Source organism: Enterococcus sp. AZ063, assembly GCF_051715045.1.
GTDB classification, from domain to species: domain Bacteria; phylum Bacillota; class Bacilli; order Lactobacillales; family Enterococcaceae; genus Enterococcus_D; species Enterococcus_D casseliflavus.
This window is the reverse complement of sequence record NZ_JBIOTA010000001.1, coordinates 2,671,646-2,688,795: the sequence shown is the minus strand read 5'-3', so window position 1 is coordinate 2,688,795 and position 17,150 is coordinate 2,671,646. Positions and strand designations below refer to the sequence as shown.

At 38.0% G+C, this 17,150-nt stretch carries 20 protein-coding genes; 16 read left to right on the top strand and 4 right to left on the bottom strand.

The genetic code is table 11. The features are described 5' to 3' along the window. Positions 1 to 62 precede the first annotated feature (62 nt). Positions 63 to 629 (bottom strand): transposase, encoded by a 567-nt coding sequence (locus IGK61_RS12695; protein ID WP_438844911.1) that lies wholly within the window; start codon positions 627 to 629, stop codon positions 63 to 65. Positions 630 to 958: 329 nt separating this feature from the next. On the opposite strand from IGK61_RS12695, the gene IGK61_RS12690 reads away from it, so the two are divergent. The 6 genes from IGK61_RS12690 (at position 959) to IGK61_RS12665 (ending at position 4,634) form a co-directional block, all read left to right on the top strand. Then, positions 959 to 1,024: a glycoside hydrolase family 2 TIM barrel-domain containing protein gene (locus IGK61_RS12690; RefSeq protein WP_438844981.1), complete on the top strand. Its 66-nt coding sequence runs from the start codon at positions 959 to 961 to the stop codon at positions 1,022 to 1,024. Positions 1,025 to 1,215: 191 nt separating this feature from the next. After that, positions 1,216 to 1,500, top strand: a complete 285-nt coding sequence (locus IGK61_RS12685) for a glycoside hydrolase family 2 TIM barrel-domain containing protein (RefSeq protein ID WP_430601484.1) — start codon at positions 1,216 to 1,218, stop codon at positions 1,498 to 1,500. A 567-nt stretch (positions 1,501 to 2,067) separates the two neighbouring features. Next, on the top strand, positions 2,068 to 2,469 hold the full coding sequence (locus tag IGK61_RS12680; RefSeq protein WP_430601485.1) for an RNA polymerase sigma factor: 402 nt from the start codon (positions 2,068 to 2,070) through the stop codon (positions 2,467 to 2,469). Beyond that, the gene (locus tag IGK61_RS12675) at positions 2,466 to 2,699 is read left to right on the top strand and encodes a helix-turn-helix domain-containing protein (protein ID WP_430601486.1); all 234 of its coding nucleotides are present in this window, start codon (positions 2,466 to 2,468) and stop codon (positions 2,697 to 2,699) included. The genes IGK61_RS12680 and IGK61_RS12675 overlap by 4 nt, the downstream gene beginning before the upstream one ends. Before the next feature lie 342 nt (positions 2,700 to 3,041). Then, positions 3,042 to 3,353 (top strand): helix-turn-helix transcriptional regulator, encoded by a 312-nt coding sequence (locus IGK61_RS12670; protein WP_438844910.1) that lies wholly within the window; start codon positions 3,042 to 3,044, stop codon positions 3,351 to 3,353. 102 nt (positions 3,354 to 3,455) lie between these two features. After that, the gene (locus tag IGK61_RS12665) at positions 3,456 to 4,634 is read left to right on the top strand and encodes a tyrosine-type recombinase/integrase (RefSeq protein ID WP_438844909.1); all 1,179 of its coding nucleotides are present in this window, start codon (positions 3,456 to 3,458) and stop codon (positions 4,632 to 4,634) included. 267 nt (positions 4,635 to 4,901) lie between these two features. Here IGK61_RS12665 and IGK61_RS12660 read toward each other — a convergent pair whose 3' ends face one another. Together IGK61_RS12660 and IGK61_RS12655 are read right to left on the bottom strand one after the other, a co-directional pair. Further along, a complete protein-coding gene (locus IGK61_RS12660) occupies positions 4,902 to 6,452 on the bottom strand; it encodes an IS1182 family transposase (protein ID WP_074536951.1) in 1,551 nt (516 codons plus the stop codon). A 329-nt stretch (positions 6,453 to 6,781) separates the two neighbouring features. After that, complete coding sequence (locus IGK61_RS12655) at positions 6,782 to 7,834, bottom strand: zinc-binding dehydrogenase (RefSeq protein WP_438844908.1); 1,053 nt, start codon at positions 7,832 to 7,834, stop codon at positions 6,782 to 6,784. Between the two features lie 201 nt (positions 7,835 to 8,035). Here IGK61_RS12655 and IGK61_RS12650 point away from each other — a divergent pair, with 201 nt between their 5' ends. From IGK61_RS12650 to IGK61_RS12610, 9 genes are all read left to right on the top strand, one after another. Next, positions 8,036 to 8,200, top strand: coding sequence for a hypothetical protein (locus tag IGK61_RS12650; protein WP_270267248.1), 165 nt, complete (start codon positions 8,036 to 8,038; stop codon positions 8,198 to 8,200). Positions 8,201 to 8,431: 231 nt separating this feature from the next. Then, on the top strand, positions 8,432 to 9,445 hold the full coding sequence (adhP, locus tag IGK61_RS12645; RefSeq protein ID WP_005229064.1) for an alcohol dehydrogenase AdhP: 1,014 nt from the start codon (positions 8,432 to 8,434) through the stop codon (positions 9,443 to 9,445). A gap of 100 nt (positions 9,446 to 9,545) precedes the next feature. Beyond that, complete coding sequence (locus IGK61_RS12640) at positions 9,546 to 10,265, top strand: helix-turn-helix domain-containing protein (RefSeq protein ID WP_175445288.1); 720 nt, start codon at positions 9,546 to 9,548, stop codon at positions 10,263 to 10,265. 262 nt (positions 10,266 to 10,527) lie between these two features. Then, positions 10,528 to 10,932 carry a VOC family protein gene (locus tag IGK61_RS12635; protein ID WP_005229066.1) on the top strand — a complete coding sequence of 135 codons (405 nt, stop codon included), beginning with the start codon at positions 10,528 to 10,530 and terminating at the stop codon, positions 10,930 to 10,932. A 192-nt stretch (positions 10,933 to 11,124) separates the two neighbouring features. After that, the gene (locus tag IGK61_RS12630; protein WP_010749722.1) at positions 11,125 to 11,550 is read left to right on the top strand and encodes an Rrf2 family transcriptional regulator; all 426 of its coding nucleotides are present in this window, start codon (positions 11,125 to 11,127) and stop codon (positions 11,548 to 11,550) included. Between the two features lie 136 nt (positions 11,551 to 11,686). Further along, positions 11,687 to 12,334: an NAD(P)H-binding protein gene (locus IGK61_RS12625; RefSeq protein WP_005229078.1), complete on the top strand. Its 648-nt coding sequence runs from the start codon at positions 11,687 to 11,689 to the stop codon at positions 12,332 to 12,334. Positions 12,335 to 12,513: 179 nt separating this feature from the next. Further along, positions 12,514 to 12,975, top strand: a complete 462-nt coding sequence (locus IGK61_RS12620; protein WP_074536031.1) for a GAF domain-containing protein — start codon at positions 12,514 to 12,516, stop codon at positions 12,973 to 12,975. 178 nt (positions 12,976 to 13,153) lie between these two features. Further along, positions 13,154 to 13,381: a hypothetical protein gene (locus tag IGK61_RS12615; RefSeq protein ID WP_005229082.1), complete on the top strand. Its 228-nt coding sequence runs from the start codon at positions 13,154 to 13,156 to the stop codon at positions 13,379 to 13,381. Between the two features lie 158 nt (positions 13,382 to 13,539). Continuing rightward, on the top strand, positions 13,540 to 14,313 hold the full coding sequence (locus IGK61_RS12610; protein ID WP_074536030.1) for a hypothetical protein: 774 nt from the start codon (positions 13,540 to 13,542) through the stop codon (positions 14,311 to 14,313). A 74-nt stretch (positions 14,314 to 14,387) separates the two neighbouring features. Here IGK61_RS12610 and IGK61_RS12605 read toward each other — a convergent pair whose 3' ends face one another. Further along, entirely contained in the window at positions 14,388 to 14,723 is a 336-nt protein-coding gene (locus IGK61_RS12605) for an antibiotic biosynthesis monooxygenase family protein (RefSeq protein ID WP_074536028.1), read from the bottom strand. A 710-nt stretch (positions 14,724 to 15,433) separates the two neighbouring features. On the opposite strand from IGK61_RS12605, the gene IGK61_RS12600 reads away from it, so the two are divergent. After that, positions 15,434 to 17,095 carry a peptide ABC transporter substrate-binding protein gene (locus tag IGK61_RS12600; protein ID WP_074536026.1) on the top strand — a complete coding sequence of 554 codons (1,662 nt, stop codon included), beginning with the start codon at positions 15,434 to 15,436 and terminating at the stop codon, positions 17,093 to 17,095. The last annotated feature ends 55 nt before the right edge of the window (positions 17,096 to 17,150 follow it).

Below are 17,150 nucleotides of genomic sequence, written 5' to 3'. Positions count from 1 at the left end.
AAATTTTAACTCAGATTTTTTGTCATCTTACTTTAATTAATTGCTCAAAAAGATTCTATTTCTCATATTCTCAATGATTTAAATCCGTAGGCTACTCGTTTTATCACTTTTATCTTGTTGTTTGTTCCTTCTAATGCACCATTAATATACCTGGTTTTTATAGCATATTGAATCCCTAATTTGTATTTATTTAAAAACGTTAGCTTCTTACAAAACCATTGGGGGAGGTGTTGATCTAAGCTGTTGATCGTATCGAAAAAGCTTTGGCTGTCCTTGTGTTCAAAGTGATAGAGGAGGAGCTGACAAGTCTCGTGAGCCCTTGTTAATTGCTCGTCATAACTCAAAAGTTCATCAACGATCGCTTTTTGCGTCACTGGTCTACGAAAGGATCGATCATATTGATAATTGGCACTATCCAGATCACAGGCATGCTTAAGGAGTATTTTCCAGAATCGTTTCAATCGTCGATACTTTGTCGGTTTCGTTTTTTGAAAGATGTTCATTGTTTTGATTCGCAACTGATTTAACGAACGAGTGATTTGTTGGACAATGTGAAAATGATCGGTCACAATTTTTGTTTTTGGGAAGACCGCCTTTACAAGTTCAAAATGTGGTGTATTCATATCCATCACGACGTATTTCGCGTTCGCTCGTTCTTTTTCGAGTGAATTTAAGTAAATGTAGTTTTAAGAAAGCAAGTCGACGACCCCCTAATACACTGATCAATTGCTGGGTCTGCCTATTCATAAAAACAAAACTCATTTTTCCACTGCAGGACTTCATTGATTTGAACTCATCAAAACAAGGGACCGAAGGTAACGTATCAAAACGAGGATGATACGTTTTTTTACAGGCGTGCAGAAAACGCAGGACAGTTGCGTCTAAGCGTTGAATGTCGACAGACATTCTTTAAGGGCGTGGTTTGAATGAACCAGTAAATATTAAAGAGTTTAATTTAATGAAATGGATTGGTGCTAATTCATTTAGAACCTCCCATTATCCTTATTCAGAAGAAATTATTTGATTAGCAAATCGAGAAAGTATTGTAGTTATTGATGAATTACTTGCAGTAGGATTGTAATTAAATTTCATAGTTACTTTAATAGATGATACTGTAGAAAAGCATGATACGTGGAAAGAAATACGGAAAAAAGTGCCCACGAAGCAGTAATTAAAGAATTGATAGAATGAGATAAGAATCATCATAATGTTGTAATGTGGTCTATAGTAAATGACCCAGATTCGGATTCTGAAGATGCTAAAGAATATTTTGGGACCTTAGTCGAATTGACTAGAAAATTTGATTCTCAGAAGAGACCTGTAACAAACGTTACGTATTTAAAGTCAACACTCAATATTTATAAAATAGGTGATATTGTTGATATATTATTTTTAAGTCGTTATTATAATTGGTATGTTTTAGGTGAAGACTTAACACATGCAAAATATCTGTTGAAGAAAGAGCTAGGTAGATGGAAATATGTCCTGATATACCAATAATGTTTACAGAATGTGGTGTAGATACAGTAGCATGACTTCATGATACATTACCAACAATGTTCATAGTAGATTATCAAGCTGCCTCTTAAAAAGTAAATCACGAAGTAACAGATAAATGTAATCATTTTGTTGGTGAACAGGTTTGGAATTTTGCAGATTTTGAGTCAAGCGAAGCAATATTAAGAGTACAAGTAATAAAAGGAATACGTACTAGAGAGAAGGCCAAAAAGGATTGCGCACTTTCTGAAGATCGGGAAGATCGGAAGGTTGTCGATACCAAATTTTAATTATAAAAAATAGATATATTTAGAGTTATGAATGTTTTTTTATAGAAACATAATAAAATAAAATTATAAGTTTTTAGATTTTGAAAACCGATTAGGCTAACCTAGTCGGTTTTTTGTTATCTGTTTTTTTAATGTAAGTGCAACATTTGATAGTTGTAGGATAAAACAAGTTTTATCTATTTCAGTATATGGATTTTTACAATATTTTTCTAGTTTTTCGAAAAAAAAGCACTCTTAGATTGTTGTATTAGTGGAAAGGGGAAAATGGAGCGAATTTACGATGGGAAAAATTTTTAATGAAAATTCTATACAACATCAATTTGATGCTTATTGCAAAAAGGTTTTACGGAATGAAGCAAAAAATATCAGAAAACGGAATTCTAGAATAAAAAAGAGTGAAGAACCACTAGATTATTCCAATGAGGGAAAATATCCGCAGACTGAATTTGAAAATCAAAGTAGTTATTTTTTACTAGGAATGGAAATTTTAGTTTCAGACCAAAAATTATCAGCAGCCATTGACGATTTAACGGAAACGAAGAGAAAGATTGTTTTGCTTTATTACTTTGCAGGTTTTAACGACAAAGAAATTTCAACAATACTAAACATGAGTACTAGTGGTATTTGGTACCAACGAACAAAGGCAATAGAACAGTTAAAAACGGGGTATGGTCTTTGGTGAGAAATTATTATCCACTAGTTCCAATACCAATTATTTTATCTGCTATAGAGGAAGATCCAGTTTCGATAAAAATTATACTTAAGTATTATCAAAGCTACATGGCTAGTTTATCATTGTCAAATGGTTTTAACGAAACGGGAAAATCTATTGTTTATATAGATGAAATCATGTTAAGACAATTAGAAACAAAATTAATAGAATCTATATTGAAATTTAAAGTTAAAAAATAAAAAAATCCCCTTTCCATTTTTCTCTCTAAAAGGATCTTTTAATATTCAGATTAGGAGATCTTTAGTTGAAAGTTCTAATTGTTCCTTGAAATTTGAATAGGTTTTATCAGTACGTTAACACTTCAAAGAGCATATTTTAGTTACGCCATGACCTTTTTATAATAGCGAGCGATAAATGTTCTAAAATAATTTTTATATAGTCAATAAAAAGCGATGACTTGATAGTGGGATAATGATACTTCCGTAAGGCTCGCCGTAAACTTGGGGAGAGGTGAAAAAACCTATGTGCTTTTGACAAAAGCAGCTGATAGAGCAATTTATTATTAGAAAGGAAGAGGCAATATGTCAAATGATGGCGATAAAAAAACATTTTCGGTATTAGAGAATTGTCTGTTTTGTCAGGAAAAGATAGATGATTACACTAGTAAATTGTTAAGTCTCAATCAATTGCCATTAGTTTTAACTAATAAAGATTTAAAAGAACAATTGCAAATAAGTGATAGTACTTTAAATCGTCTTATAAAACTTGGAGATTTTCCTAACTGTTGGTTTGGAATTAGAGGACACTATCTTAGAGACGATATTTTAGAATGGGTAAAAAAAGGAAAGGAAGATGATTTTCGTGATCAGCTTCGTTTACTTCGATCATTATAGGATTCATTTCTTCGTCTATTTGAGGTATAATTATTTCATAAATAGAAAGATTTTCAAGAATTTCCGATTGTTGGGTTCCTTAGTAATTGGAGGGAAAAACAAATGGAAAGTATGAATCGATTTAAAAAACATGTTACTGCAACTGGAAAGGTCACTTGGTACTTTCAGGCTTTTAGAACTACAAGACGAGGGTTTAATTCTAAAAGAGAAGCTCAACTAGCTTATCTCGAAATGCAAAAACAGCATAGAATTAAGCAAAAATTTATTGGTAGTGATGATAGATTTAATGTAATTAGTCAAAAGTGGTTTGAATACTATCGATCTCTGTGTGAACAGAAGCTGACAACTTATGACAAGAGAGAAGAACAGGTGAAAATTCTTAATCGATGGATTGGTGATATGAAGCTAAGTAACTTATCTTCAGAAGAACTTCAAGAGTTTCTTTTCATTTTAAAAGAAAAAGGAATTAATGGGGTTGACGTAGGTTATGCAAAAAACAGTTTACAGTCTCTTGTTCAGGTTCTAAATATGATTTTCAATTATTGCAAGAAAAAGAATTTGATAAATGAGAATCCAATGAAGTTTGTTAGAATGCCCAAGTATCAGTTAACTGTTAAAGATTTAAAAGAGTCTGTGAGTAGTTTAGAGGATAAGTTTTTAACAGTAGACGAGTTACGAACTTTTTTAAACTACGGGATTATTCATGAAGAGTTACCTATGTCTGTGCTTTTTCATATTTTATTTTATACTGGATGTCGTGTGAGTGAAGCACTCGCCTTGCAACCTCAAGATATAGATTTTGAGCGAAATGAAATCTTATTTTATAAACAGACAGCAGTAAAAGGTAAAAGTAAAGATTTCCGTATTGAAACAACTAAAACTATTAGTTCTGCTAGGCGAGTACCGGTCACATCTTTAGTAATAGAAAAGCTTGGACAATTAATTAGTGTATTGAATGATATGAGAACAAACAGTAAATTCGTTGTAGATGAGACTTTCTTATTTGTCTATCTTGATCCTGGTAAGCGCGGAATTCCTTATCGTCGTGAGTATGTAAATGATCATGTTAAGCGTTGTGTTGAACGTTGTGGAATTAATAAAGATTTTCATACCCATTTAGCACGTCACACTATGGCAAGTTTAGTTGCAGAATATTGTAGTTGGGATGTTTTGAAGGATCGTTTAGGTCATACAGATAGCACGACCTCAAAAATCTATCGACACTTGACATCAAATGAAAAATTAAAGCCCTTAATTGCTTTTAATTCATTGGAAAATTAGGGAAAAACAAAGGTATTTAAGATTCTCAAAAAGTGTTTTTTCTATTCAGTAGTCAAAAAGTAGTCACTTTTTTTAAATGCTTTTATATCAATGCTTTAATGGCTTTTCACAAGTATCAAAGAAATTCGTCGTTAATCATTTATTATCAGATGAAGCAAAGGGGGCGTGACATAAGTTAACTAGTTACGCTCTCCAAAATATAAGGAGTACTCGAAAATCATGTGATTTTTCGAGTGCTCCTTGTTTTTTTTATTCATTTTGGGTAGTTCAAGTACCTATTTTTGTCAATTTCATCATATTGATTGCCGTAATGAGTAAACCCGTCTGTTTTCTGACTTTTTCTAAGCCCCGAACCGTGTATCGAGTGAAACCCAAACAAGCCTTCATAAATCCGAAGACTGTTTCCACGTCGATCTTTCTCCGACCATATATTTTTTGAATTTCAGGCGTTGATAAGCGCTCTTTTTGTTTTTCTTTATGGTATTCCCAAGACGGATTTACAGTGATCTTTCTGCGATTCCCCTTTGGGGTTAAGGCTTCAGGAATGAGCGCTTGGTTCGCATCCGTTTTTTCTGCTTGGTATTCTTTAAAATCTCGGACAAAGCCATCCGCATCTGTTCGTTGACGGTAAGCATGAAAATTGAATCGTACCCCTTTGGGGTCGATGTAAAAGTCCTCCTTAGGCTCATAATCCCAATTCATTACTTTCCGATCATCTGTCTGCCATTTCTTGCTTTGTTCTTTAAACATCGTTCCATAAGGAATCAGTGCAGTATGCTGGGGAAGTTCGTCTTCTATATAGCGGTAATTGCTTTCTGAACCATAGCCTGCATCGGCGACCAAATAATGAGGGGACTTTTGTGCGATCTTCATCTTTTCCAGTAATGGTTTCAGCGTCTTAGTGTCTGTTGGGTTTTGAAAGACATCGTAGCCGAGTACAAATTGATTACAAGTAGCGATCTGCAGGTTATACGCAGGCTTAAGTTGGCCATTTTTCATAGGGTCTTCTTTTACGCGCATGAATGTCGCATCATGATCAGTTTTTGAATAACTGTTTCTTGTCCCATAAGTAGAAAACTGCGTTTGATGTTCCAGAAGTTTTTCTCGTTTTGTATTTAATTTGCGTACTTGGCTTTTCAACGTTCGCCGTTGTTGTTTCGCTGGATTTGGCGAAAGACGTTTCGTTGCCTCAACTTCTTTTTCTAGTTCTTCCAGACGTAGTTCCATCCGTGTTAACAGTTCATCTATCATGTCTACTGTCAAGGTCGTCCCTTCGGGAATCTGTTTCAGGGCATACGCTTCTCTTAGTTCCGTCATCATAGTAAGCAGTTTTTCGCGATTCATTTGATCGAATCGGATCGTGTTTTTCTTCCAGACAAAGCTGTACTTATTCGCATCTGCCAAAATTTTTGTACCGTCAATAAACAACGCATCATCAATCAGATTCCGTGCACGCAGATACTCTGTCAACTGATCTAAGCCTTTATTGGTCAACTCCTGCACATCGTTAGATACACAAAAACGGGCGATCGTTCGATAAGTCGGAACCCGTTCTTGCGTCAACCAGCGAGCATATAGGTTTTCTTCAGCTAAGCGTTCAATCTTGCGACTTGTAAAGGTTTCTCGCGTATACGCAAAAAGAACCAACTTCAACATGGCACCTAAATCATATTCTCTTGGTCGACCAAAAAGATAGGGGTCATTAATCTGAAGCGCTTCGACCAGTTCATGGATAAAAACGGCGACATGATTTTCTTTTGGAGAAAATGAAGTAGATAGATCCAAAGTGAGTTGATTCATGTTATAATTAGTATACATTTTGTTTAGTCCTTTCAGGATTAAATGATGGGGCATTGGCGGCAACCGGTGCTCCTTTTTATTTTACCCAAAAAACCGCAAGAAATGAACGATTTCTCGTCATTTCTTGCGGTTTTCTTCTATGGACTTATGTCACAGTCCCTTTTTTCTTTTGTTTGGCGTTATGTTCTATCATTTTAAAGTTCTAGAATTGATTAATTGTGGGAAAAAGGGTAGGCTGTTACAGTGTTTTCTTTCTTCATAGATAAAAAGACAAAGTACTGGTTATAGTACTTTGTCTATCGAGAGGCTGTCCATTGTTAGGACGAGCTTTTTTTAATTAGCTTTGTCTATTCATCCCTTGAAACAACAACCATAGATTTGATCGTTTTTCGTTCCTGCATATCGGCATAGGCTTGGTTGATATCATCTAAATCATAGGTTTGGGTGAAAACGCGGCCTGGATTGATAGTACCATCAAGCACCGCTTTTAACAGGATTTCCTTATCATATGTTGTGACCGATGCAGATCCTCCCGCAATGGAAATGTTTTGAGCAAAAGTGGAACCGATTGGTCGATTGTCATAGTGAGGGACGCCGACATAACCTACACGACCACCATTATGCAATACACCAAGGGCTTGTGTAATGGCAGCTTCTGTACCAACACATTCAAGAGCAGCATCCGCGCCTCCGCCAAGGATCTCGCGTACCTTCGCGATTCCCTCTTCACCACGCTCAGCCACAACAGCTGTAGCACCTGATTGAAGAGCCATTTCTTGTCGATCGTTATGACGGCTCATTAAAATAATTTGGGAAGCCCCACGCATTTTTGCCGCGATGACAGCACATTGTCCTACGGCACCATCGCCAATCACGACGACTTTATCCCCTTTTTCTACATGTGCACAACGTGCCGCATGATATCCTGTGGGCATAACATCTGCCAAAGTTAAAAGAGACTTGATCATACCTTCCGTATAATCAGCTGGCTGACCTGGAACTTTTACAAGGGCCCAGTTGCCGTAATGGAAGTTAATATACTCAGATTGGAAACCGTTAGACCAATTCGTTGTACCTTGATGACGGTCGCATGTGCCATCAAAGCCGGCACGGCAAGCATCACATTCACCACAACCATGGGTGAAGGGGACGATGACAAAATCTCCAGGTTTTACAGTCGTAATGTCTGGACCGATTTCTTCAACGATGCCTAATGCCTCATGACCATCATTAACTGAATGAGGTTCTTTACTATCGCCATGGGCATACGACCAAAGATCAGAACCGCAAACACATGCTCGGACAACTTTAATAATAACATCATCGGCTGCTTGCAAAGTTGGCTTTTTTACTTCTTCCACTTTAACTAATCCTGCTTTTTCAAAAATTGCTGCTCTCATATAAATCCTTCTTTCTTAAGTTAGTATTGTTAGTATAAATGTTAAAGTTAACTTTAGGTCAAGAAAAAGGCACATCAAGAAATGACGTTCTCTAAAAAATTCCATTCAGGTTTTCCTTCAAGAGCAAACGTAGTGCTAACAAAAATAATTATTTCTATTCGTTAGCCGTTTCTTACGATGTTTCAAGTGGAGCATGCGCAAATGACGCCTGGAGACGGTTTGTCATTCAAACCGCCTGCCGTTTCTGAAACTTCTATCCAACTTCCCTCAATGCTTCATTCAGTCTTCTATCAGATCGTCTTGGTGTTTTTTATTGAAACGATTGTTATTTATAGAGATAAATTATCTCTCTCTTTTTATTTTTAATTCTATGTAACTTGGAGTCAAAGAAAAAAATTTGAATGATTTCATTATTGTTTTCTAATAAATGATTACAGAAAAAAAGCAATAAATTCCCCTTTTTTTGATGATTTCTATGGTAATCTTCTCGATAGAGAACTTTCTTTTATCTAGCTATTGCTGACCTCTATTTGTTAGTTAATTACTTCACAAATAAAAGGAAGTTCTTTATTTAATCGAATTGAAAGAGGTGTCTTTGTGAAAGCAGCTGTAGTATCAAAAGATAAGGTTGTAAAAATCGAGGAAAAAGAATTAAGAGCGCTTCGTCCGAATGAAGCATTATTGAAAATGGAGTGTTGCGGTGTCTGCCATACTGACTTGCATGTAAAAGATGGCGACTTTGGAGATGCATCTGGGATCGTACTCGGACACGAGGGAATCGGTAAAGTGGTTGCAATCGGTGATGATGTTACTTCTCTAGCAATCGGTGACCGTGCAAGTGTCGCTTGGTTGTATGAAAGCTGTGGATCATGCGAATACTGTGTGAACGGGAATGAATCATTATGCCGTTCGGTTAGAAATGCCGGCTATTCTGTAGATGGTGGTATGGCTGAAGAATGTATCGTTGTAGCTGACTATGCAGTGAAAGTTCCAGAGGACTTAGGTTCTGCTGAAGCCAGCAGCATTACTTGTGCAGGTGTAACAACATATAAAGCGGTAAAAGTTTCTGACATTAAACCAGGTCAATGGATCGCCATCTATGGTTTAGGGGGATTAGGAAACCTAGCCTTACAATATGCCAAAAATGTCTTTAATGCAAAAGTGATTGGAATCGATATCAACGACAAACAGTTGGACTTCGCAAAAGATCATGGCGCTGATCTTGTAATCAATCCTGCGAAAGAAGATGCGGCAAAAATCATTCAAGAAGCAACCGGCGGCGCACATGCAGCTGTAGTAACTGCTGTTTCAAAAGCAGCCTTCAATTCTGCTGTTGATGCTGTTCGTGCGGGCGGTACGATTGTAGCGGTCGGTCTCCCACCAGAAAGCATGGACTTGAACATTCCTCGACTTGTATTGGATGGGATTAAGATTGTCGGTTCCCTTGTTGGAACACGAACTGATTTAGCAGAAGCTTTCCAATTTGCGGCGGAAGGAAAAGTTGTTCCTAAAGTAGTCATGCGTCAGTTAGAAGAGATCAACGATATTTTTGATGAAATGCTTTCAGGAAAAATCAAAGGACGGATGGTCATTGATTTTCAAGAGAAATAAACGAAAATAGAGAAACCAACTATGAATTTTTAGCGAAGGAGAAAATTTCGTGTGTAATTTATTGATCATTGACAGCGAAGAACGAAGAGCAGTTAGCGAGATGATTCGTTTGATTGATCGTCATTTCCCAAATGTCATCTTGCTTCCAATGATTGATTCGAAAAAAACACTTCAGCGTACCTGTCTTGAGCAGATGGTTGACATTGCAGTGATCAATGCGGATGGCGAAGAGGACTGTTTTGAATTATACAAAGAGTTGCTTTCTTTTTATCCGAATGCAAAAGCAATTTTGTATTCTGCAGTAGAAAGTTTTGCTATCGCTCAAAAAGCGTTGCGTTACGACTTGATCGATTATTTGGTCGAACCGATCACCAATGATTTTGTTTATGCATTGGACCGAGGGAGTCAATCCATCAATCAGATTTCCTTGCTGCACGTCGAGAAAAACAATGAAGCTTCTCCTTCGCTTTCTTTAAGACATAAGATATTGCGCTATATTCATGAAAATTATAGAGAACATATTACGTTAGACACTTTAGCAGATCACCTGCATTTAAGTCGGTATCACACCAGCCGTTTGATCAAGAATACATTAGGAATGACCTTTTCATTGTACTTGATGATTTATCGCATTGAAGTTGCCAAAAAAGAACTCTCAACAAGTGATCGATCAATCAGTGAAATTTCTGTTAGAGTAGGATTCAATGATCCAAATTATTTTAGTAAGAAATTTAAAAAAGCAACTTCTTATACGCCCAAAGAGTATCGAAAAATTTATCGTGGGAAAGTAACCGTGATCGACTCAAGACTTGAGCTTTGAGTATTAAATAAAGTAGTTTGGGCTGATTGTATTAGCGAAAACATGATTCTTTGCTAATGCTTATCAAGTTACTTTTTCATAAGATGAGAAAAGCTAAAAGGCCTATGCGTGCAAGGCCTTTTTTACTTGAAAAAATTTTTTGGATCAGGTTATTCAAACTAGCAGCAGATGATAAAGACTGATGTTTTTGTGAATGAACCGATAGGTGCTATAATGAGAACGGATTCAGCAGTGCAGCTTACCAAAGAAAGGGAGCAAGAAAATGGCGAACAAAATGGTGTTTATTAACTTGCCTGTCACTGATATCAAACGTGCAACATCCTTTTATGAAGCGCTGGGGTTTGTAAAAAATGAAGAGTTCTCAAACGAGACCAGCAGTGGAATGGTTTGGAGTGAATCGATTTGGTTAATGCTATTAGAACATGCGTTTTACCAACAATTTCTAAATGGTAGAAGTATTGCAGATACAAAGAAGACGAGTGGCGCATTGATCGCGTTTAGTTTTGACACACCAGAAGAAGCAAAGAATTTTGCGAAAATTGCTGAAGAAAATGGTGGACAGTCGTTCCAAGTTGATATGGGGATTCCAGAGGACATGATGGTCGGCTATGAAATCGTTGATCCTGACGGCAATCAGATTGAGTCTGCTTGGATGAAGGGCTATTAGCAAAGTGCTCGTTTAAATAAAAAGGAAAAAAATGGTTCAGTATGCAGTTCCCTCAAGAAGTTAGGCTTTTGTGCTAACTTTTTGAGGGCTGCTTTTTCTTGATGGGATCCTCGAGTTTTGTAAGATTGGTCAGTACCCTTTGTCTAAATCTGAAAAAAGAGGTATGATACAAGAAAAAGGAGTGGAGACGAAGTGAAATATTCAACGAAATACAGCGACGCCATTCACATCCTCGCTTACATCCACCTCTTTAAAGGAACTGATCTATCAAGTGATCGGATCGCCCAGAGTGTTGAAACGAATCCTGCCTATGTTCGCCGGATTATGAGTGATCTGCGTATTGCCGGATTGATCGAAAGCCAAAGAGGAAAACCAAACCCTAAACTAACGAAGGAACCAAATGAGATTTCTTTGTTGGACATCTATGCGAGTGTTGAAAAAGATCAGCATCTTTTGCATGCGGACAAAAAGACCAATCCCAATTGCTTGATTGGGGGGAATATCCAGACGGTATTAGAGGAAACTTACGATGTGCTGCAAAAGAAAATTGAGCAGGAAATGAGCGCTATCTCGCTGCAATCCATCATTGACGGCATTCAAGTAGAAGCCAATCATTAAAAGAGTCACATGGAAGGCTGTAAAAAAAGAACTTTCACCTGCTAGGCAAATTCTTGACAGGGAAGAAAGTTTCTTTTATACTCTAGTTGTAACTTAATTAGTAACAACTGATTTTGAAAAAACAAAAGTAGGAAGGATGATCATTATGAAAATCGGTATTATTGGCGCAACAGGGAATGCAGGTTCAGCAATTTATCAAGAAGCAGTACAGAGAGGACACGAAGTGACTGCTATCGTGAGAAATGAAGCGAAGGCCAAAGAACAACTTGGTGAGACGGTCAAAACACTTACAAAGGATGCTTTTTCTCTCACAGAAGAAGAGCTCAGTGACTTTGATGTGCTTGTTGACGCGTTTGCGACAAGTCCTGACAAAGCTTACTTGCATGTGGATCTGGCAGCAAAATTAGTGCACCTGTTTCGAGAAAAAAACACTCGTTTGTTCTTCATCTTAGGAGCCGGCAGTTTATTCAATGAAGCGGGGGAACGTAATCTCTCTGAGTTGAAAAAAGCACCAGGAAGCGAAAGTTGGATTGCGATTCCAGAAAATCAGCTAGACGAATATCTCTTTTTAGAAACAGTCAAAAATGTCCCTTGGGTGGGGATTTCTCCTGGGAATGTCTTTCAAGAAGGACCAGCTAAACCAGCGATTTTAGGGAAAGATCACTTACTATTCAACGAACAAAAGCAATCGGTGACATCTAGCGGTACGTTAGCTAAGGCAATTATCGATGAGATCGAAACAGTACAACATGAAAACACCCGCTTTACTGTGATTGATGCCTAGTAAGTTTTCAAAGACGACTGAGAAGGAAATGCCATGAGTAGCGTTGACTATTGGTACGAGTGGATGGATAGGCTATTTTAGGCAACAGTTCTTTTTTTACATTATTGTTTCCCATACTCAGTAATTTAGACAAGACAAATCCTCTGTCTTTGCTTATAATCAAGGACAGAGGTGAGAAAATGAATAAAAAAATCGAAGCGTATGAATTGATGCTTCTGCAATTAAAAGGATTACTAGAAGCAGAGAGTAATTGGATCGCTAATCTAGCAAACTCTTCTGCTTTATTAAATGAAACATTGGAAGATACGGTGTTTGCCGGCTACTATTTGTTTGAAGAAGGCGAACTGATCTTAGGCCCGTTCCAAGGAAGAGTATCTTGCACCAGAATCACTATGGGCAAAGGGGTTTGTGGAGAGTCAGCGGCAAAACAAACGACATTGATCGTCCCGAATGTCAAAGAACATGAGAACTATATCTCTTGTGACTCGGCAGCTATGTCTGAAATCGTTGTTCCTATGATAGCTGATGATCAATTGATTGGTGTTTTGGATATCGATAGTGGCAAAACGAACAGCTATGATGCGATCGATCAGAAATATCTTGAAGAATTTGCGGCGATCCTAGTAGCGAGTCGTAAATAAATCGTCATTTCTTAATAATTAGCAAAAAACAATATAACGTTTACAAAGCAAGTGTTCATTGAATAATGGGCACTTTTTTCATTTTTGTTTTAAATAGACATGCATATCGCTTTATTTTATTAGAATTAGATGATAAGATGATAATACAATTAGAGAAACGAGTAGTAAGGAGCGCATTATGGAAGCAGAAACAATTGTATTAGGTAAAGCATATGAATGTAAACCAGTCGGCTTAGAAAGCCGCGTTATCGGAGAAGTGGTCAGAAAAATGGAACGTTGTGCCGTTTTGCATGTGATCCGTTATGAAGAGACTGATCATGACGAGCTTGAAGAACGTTGTGGACGAGTTGTGGCAAAATACAACGAGATCTATCAACCAGCATTGGTTGAATGCTTTTCTAGCTAAGGGTTAATCCCAATCAAGCGAAGCCATGCACGTAAACCAATTCCCTTAACAAAGGGGCTGTTTCTTGGAAGCAGCCTCTTTTTTTGATTCTTGGACACCGCTGCGTAGAAAAATACATGCTATAATGGGCGAGAAACTAGCAGAAAGCAGGGAGCGAAATGGAATTAGAAAAAACGGTCATTGATGACAAACAGATGCTTTTTGAATTGCCGAAGGAAGCAGGGCAACTGCAAATTGTTAAAGGAAAACTTATTGAAACAAAAGACAATACCGTCCTTTTAGCCATAAAAGAAGGCCAATTACTATCAGTTGCAGATGAGAAAACATTTGATGACAAGCAAGAATATGATCGCTTAATGATCCTTACACCACCTTGGGAGATCATGGCGCCATACTTAGCAGCCTATTATCAAGAGAAATATCAACTGTCCAATGCTTCCAACGCACCTATCGTGATTCCACAGGAACTGCAACAAGGGGTCGCTGTTTGTGCGGAACCATTTGATTGCTTGATCGATTTTCTGGGTTATGTATCTACCAGCAAAAAGGAAACGAAAGCGGTGAAAAAAGGGGGCAAGCCTCGTCATAAATGGTCAAAAGAATTACAAGATGAACCCTTTATGGTGGATTATCAAGGAAGTACAGCAACGGTCTATTGGCAGAAACGCAACGAGGTTCGAATTGAAAAAGGCGCTACTTTGCGTCAAGAGGTTCCTTTGAACAAAGACGGCTCGGTGGGCTTTTCAGCTCGATTAGCAGAAAAGATACGGCAAGAGAATCAATCAGCGATCAAAGAGGGACGAACGATTGAAGACGTCGTATTAAAAAGTGTCAATGAGGTCGGCATGTTTCTTTACTATGGGGGAACCAATGGCTGGCTTCAATTAAAAGATCAGCAAGGAAGAACCCTGAACGAGCGAACGGTGGAATAGAAAAGAAAGACACTGAACAAGAAAGCGATCCACCAAAGCGAACGGAATCAGCTTTGGTGGATCGCTTGTATCGTTTAACTAGGAGTAGGCTCTTCATCGATCAAGACAAATTCTTGACCTGTTTTGGACAAAACAAGGCTCGGTTTTGCAGTTCCTTCCTTTTCTGCTCGATACGCCTCTCGGTGCTTTTGCAGATGTTCGGGGCGTTTTAACCAAGCTTGAAATGCTTTTTTCTCAGTCCATTTTGACACCAACTGGAAAACGAGGCTGTCTTTTGATTCTGAAAACCAAGCTTCAGCAGAGTGACAGCCAGCAAATGTTTTCATTGAGGCGGTATCTTTTTTCATTTTAGCTAGAAAGATGTCTTTGCCTTCTGGAATGACTTCAAATGCGACGGTACGGATATACATGAAATTCCTCCTTTGACTGTGAGTGATTTCATTTAGTATAGCGCTAATTGAGAATCATTGTCAATTAGCGTAAGGAATTTGTACATTTTTATCGATTTTCACTTTTTGATTAAATCATTCAAAAGCCTTGAACAAATGAAAAAAGTACGTATAATTAATATACGTACTGAAGAGTCCGAAGAGTATTGGAGAAAATGGATACTTGGGGAAGTCTTTCTTTTCTCACGTGCAATACTCTTCGTTTGTTTAGTGTACCACTCCCATTTTAAAATAGATACGTTTTTTTTACTTTCTGAGGAGATTTCTTTTATTCCTTGAGTTGAAAGGCAAAAAAGTGGGAAGGCTCTGAGAAAGCGCTATGAAGACGAAATTTATGTCTTCTTTTTTTGTGTGAAAGGGAAGGAAAATTAAGAAAGTTTTTTTATCCATTTTACCTGCGAAATGATGTATAAGAAAGTATCAAAAGTTCTGATTACTAGAAGATCAGGACTTTTTTGTATGCTTTCTTGGCACGACTCCTTTCAACGATATTCAGTATAAAGTCGCTCTTTTCTACTTTTTACATTCAGAAGAGCGCTTCTGACACAACCATGTAACCTCTTACATTTTTTGGTCGTGTTAAATTGACAGGCTGCATAAACATGCGGTAAACTCGGTACAACAAACAGAATTTTTTGAATTATCTGAATGTTAGAAGGGGATGAGTAAAAATGGGGAAACGTAGCAAATATGCAGTATCGCTTGTGTTACTAGGCAGCTTATTTTTAGCAGCTTGTCAAAATGGCAATGAAGATAACGAGACGGATTCATCAGCCGCTTCTTCTGCAGAGCAAGTGATCAATGTGCAATTTTCGGCAGAGATGGGCAGTGCAGATATTTCTTTAGCAACCGACTCTTACAGCTTTATCACGTTAAACAACGCCTATGAAGGTCTTTATCGCTTAGATGAAAACAATGTTCCTGTGATCGCTGGTGCAAGCGAAGACGCTGAAGTTAGTGAAGATGGGCTTTCTTACACCATTTCACTGCGGGAAGAGGCAAAATGGTCCAATGGCGATCCAGTTACTGCAGCTGATTATGTTTTTAGCTGGCAACGCACCGTTGATCCAGCCACTGCTTCCAATTATGCTTATATGCTGGCACCCGTTAAAAACGCTGCCGCTATTTCAGATGGTACGCTAGATAAAAGCGAGTTAGGGATCGAAGCAGTCAATGATCATGAATTGAAAATCACGTTAGAAAAACCGACGCCTTACTTTTTATCTTTACTGGCTTTTCCAACTTTCTTCCCGCAAAACGAGCGTGTCGTAGAAGAGTTCGGTGACCAATATGCCTTAACCAGTGAAAACGCGGCGTACAATGGACCATTCCTATTGACCAATTATGCTGGACCAGGCACCGACATCCAATGGACATTGGCGAAAAATCCCGATTATTGGGATGCTGATTCGGTCAAACTTGAAACAATTAACTTTGATGTCGTGAAAGACTCATCGACCGCTTATAACTTGTACGAAAGCGGACAAGCCGATGACATTATTTTAAGCGGTGAATTGGCGATGCAGAATGTGAATCATCCTGATTACATTGTTCAGCCTAGTGCAACCACTCAGTATTTAGAAATGAATCAAGCACCAGAAGATTCGCCTTTTCGAAATGCAAATCTGCGCCAAGCCATTTCGTATAGTATGAATCGACAACAAATCGTTGACAATATTTTAGGTAACGGCTCCTTACCGGCGGTCGGTTTTGTTCCTTCTGACCTAGCGTTTAATCCAGAGACAAAGGCTGATTTTGTCGAGGATGCGGCAACCACGTTAGCCTTTGACGAAGAAAAAGCCCAAGAATATTGGGAAAAGGCAAAAGCTGAACTGGGTATCGATACATTGTCTTTTGAACTGTTGACATCAGATACCGATCAATCGAAAAAAATGGCAGAATACATTCAAGGTACCTTGCAGCAAACACTGGATGGGCTGACTGTCGAAGTCACAAACGTTCCATTTTCTGTGCGCTTGGATCGTTCAAATAGCGGCGATTTTGAGATGGTCATGAACAACTGGATCGGGGATTATGCAGATCCAATCAACTTTTTGGAATTGTTCAAAAAAGACAGTTCCTATAATCGTGGAAAGTGGCTAAATGATGACTACAATCAATTGATCGAACAAGCCTCCAATGAAAATGCTAACAATCCAGAAGCTCGTTGGGAAAATATGGTAGCAGCAGAAAAAATCTTAAACGACGACTTAGGCGTTATTCCACTCTTCCAAAGTGCTGAAGCACATCTACGGTCGCCAAAAATCAAAGGCCTCATCGTTCATAGTGTTGGCGCGGCCTATGATTATAAAAATGTCTTTGTCGAAGAATAAGGAGAAAAAAGCTCCTTTTGTCTATTCATTGTCTGACTTCGCCAAAGAGGGCAGC